1 pseudogene is annotated in these 379 nt (G+C 46.4%); it reads left to right on the forward strand.

Annotated elements, in window-relative coordinates:
- Positions 1 to 23: 23 nt before the first annotated feature.
- Positions 24 to 379: pseudogene (locus A3757_RS25095) on the forward strand (acetyl-CoA hydrolase/transferase C-terminal domain-containing protein); the annotation flags it as partial.

Consider the following 379-nt stretch of genomic DNA (forward strand, 5'->3'; position numbering starts at 1 on the left):
CAGTGATCAGTAAGAACAATAATATGGTTTCTGTAAACGCTGCAATCGAAGTTGATTTGACGGGGCAGGTGAATGCAGAGCATATGAATGGTCAGCAGTTTTCAGGCACCGGAGGGCAGTTGGATTTTGTGAGGGGGCTTATATGGCCGAGAATGGCCGTTCTTTTATCGCGCTTCATTCTACAGCAAAAAAAGGTCAGGTGAGTCGAATTGTCCCACGCATAGAGGGTGGGGCTGTGACCGATACCCGTATGGATACGCATTATATTGTGACGGAAAATGGCTGTGTAGATTTAAAGGGTAAATCTTTAAGTGAAAGGGCTGAGCTACTAATACAGCTGGCGCATCCCAGGTTTCAGCAAGAGTTGATCGATAGTGCC

This window comes from Oleiphilus sp. HI0117 (assembly GCF_001635235.1).